The 2,043-nt window shown below is 27.2% G+C and carries 3 protein-coding genes and 1 pseudogene; all 4 read left to right on the forward strand.

Annotated features, from left to right (window positions below; genetic code table 11):
• The first annotated feature begins 107 nt into the window (after positions 1–107).
• Positions 108–734 (forward strand): sigma-70 family RNA polymerase sigma factor, encoded by a 627-nt coding sequence (locus tag RI01_RS02220; protein WP_017193041.1) that lies wholly within the window; start codon positions 108–110, stop codon positions 732–734.
• A 1-nt stretch (position 735) separates the two neighbouring features.
• Positions 736–1,050: a single-stranded DNA-binding protein gene (locus tag RI01_RS02225; protein WP_017193042.1), complete on the forward strand. Its 315-nt coding sequence runs from the start codon at positions 736–738 to the stop codon at positions 1,048–1,050.
• Positions 1,051–1,110: 60 nt separating this feature from the next.
• Positions 1,111–1,443, forward strand: coding sequence for an HU family DNA-binding protein (locus RI01_RS02230; RefSeq protein ID WP_017193043.1), 333 nt, complete (start codon positions 1,111–1,113; stop codon positions 1,441–1,443).
• Positions 1,444–1,485: 42 nt separating this feature from the next.
• A pseudogene (locus RI01_RS02235) lies at positions 1,486–2,043 on the forward strand (AAA family ATPase); the annotation flags it as partial.

Here is a 2,043-nt window from a genome sequence, read left to right on the forward strand (position 1 = left end):
TTTTAAAAATTCTTTAAGACTAACTATTAAGTTAGTCTTTTTTTGTTTCAAAGACTAAAAAAATAATTTCATATCTTTTCTAAAAAATGTTTTTAGAGAGGAATTGAATGTTAAGACAAAAATTATTTAAAGAATTTTTAAAAAATAAAAAGAATTTGGAAATTCGTAATCAATTAATCGAACTTCATTTACCTTTAGTAAAAAAAATAGCTTATCAATTTAAATATTATCCGCGAGTTTTAACTAAAGAGGATTTATATCAAGAAGGGATTTTAGGATTAATCAAAGCTCTAAATAATTACCAAGATTTAGGCTATGACTTTGTTACTTATGCAACTCCAAAAATAAAATTTGCAATCAGCGAACTAATAAGAAAAAGCCACTCACCTTCAATCCCCCAAAAAACAACCAAATCAAACAATATCAGTTTTAAAGAAGAAAAATACAAACAACCTAATTGGGATAAAATCCTTAATCCACATCAATTATGGTTAAAACAAGTAAAACATGAATTATTAATAAAAAAACTAAAAACTAAACTAAGTAAAAATGAATTCAATGTTATTTGTTTAAGTTTTGGTATCTCACTAGAAAACAACAACGAACCTAATCAACAACCCCTAACCAATCATGCCATCGCCCAAAAACTTAATTTAAAACTCTCACAAATTGAAGATTTAAAAGATAATGCAATTAGAAAACTAAACCCAAATTATAAAAATAAGGAGAAATAAAATGTTAAATAAAGTCCAATTAATCGGTAATATCGCTCATAACCTAGAAAAACAATATATCAATAGCAACAACGAACAAATCCCTAAAATAGATTTCAATTTAGCAATTAACAATAAAGATAAAGTGCAATACATCCCTTGTGTTGTTTTTAGAAATCAAGCTGAAAACATGAGTATGTATTTACATAAAGGTTCAAAAATATATGCAGAAGGCACATTATCCATCCAAAAATATACCACAAACGAAGGTAAAACGCGAACCACCATCAAAGTAATTATCCAAAACGTCATCTTTTTAGATAACAAAACCAAATAATATTCAAAAAATTAAGTCCCCAAAAGGGACTTTTTTTATAAACCAAAAGGAGAAAAAAATATGAATAAAAAAGAATTAATTAAATCAATAGCTGAGGTAAATAAAACCTCAATAACCCAAACCGAAGAGTTTTACAATTCATTTGAGAATGCTCTAATTAAAGCAATTACATCAAATGAAGAAGTAGTTTTATCCTCTAAAATTGGCAAATTCATCTTAAAAACTAGAAAAGCTCACACAACTCCCGAAACTAAATTCATCATCAATAAACAAACAGGCAAAAAAACAGGCAAAAGAACTGGTAAAAACTTAAAAATTCCTGCAAAAACGGTTGTTAGTTTTAAAATGTCAAAACCAATCAAAGACCAAGTGAAAACTTTAATTTTAAAATAACCCAATTATTTTCTTTAAAAAACCTAAGAAAGGAGGTTCTCTATGTCATTAAACAAAAAAATTTATTTGAGTTTGATCGGATTATTGAGTTTAGGTTTCTTGATTTTATTAATCTTTGGCATCACTCATTCTCATCTACCAACTAAAAACCCATCATTAACTAAACAACCCTCATCAACACAACCACAAGAAATCGACAACCAAATCAAATTAGAACAAGCCAAAATCCAAGAACTCCAGCAACAAGATCACACCTTAAAAAACCAAATTGATGAAAATGTCAAAACTTTAACCGACATTATTACTAAAATTAAAACTCTCCAAACTGAATTAACTAATAATCCACAATTAACTCCAAACATGAAAACCCAAAAACAACAACAATTAACGGAACTAAAAAATCAACAACAAACTCAACAAACCTTAGTCAATAATTTATTAGATCAAAGAAAAGCGTTAAACCAAAATCAAAAAGAAAAACAAGAAGAATTAGAAAAATTAGCTCAAGAAAAAGCTCAACTTCAAACCCAAGAAAACCTCCAACAACAAATTTTCCAATTAAATCAAGCTCTTAATTATGTTGAAGCTAATCAAAAAAGA

Source organism: Italian clover phyllody phytoplasma str. MA1, from assembly GCF_000300695.1.
Classification (GTDB): Bacteria; Bacillota_I; Bacilli_A; order Acholeplasmatales; family Acholeplasmataceae; genus Phytoplasma.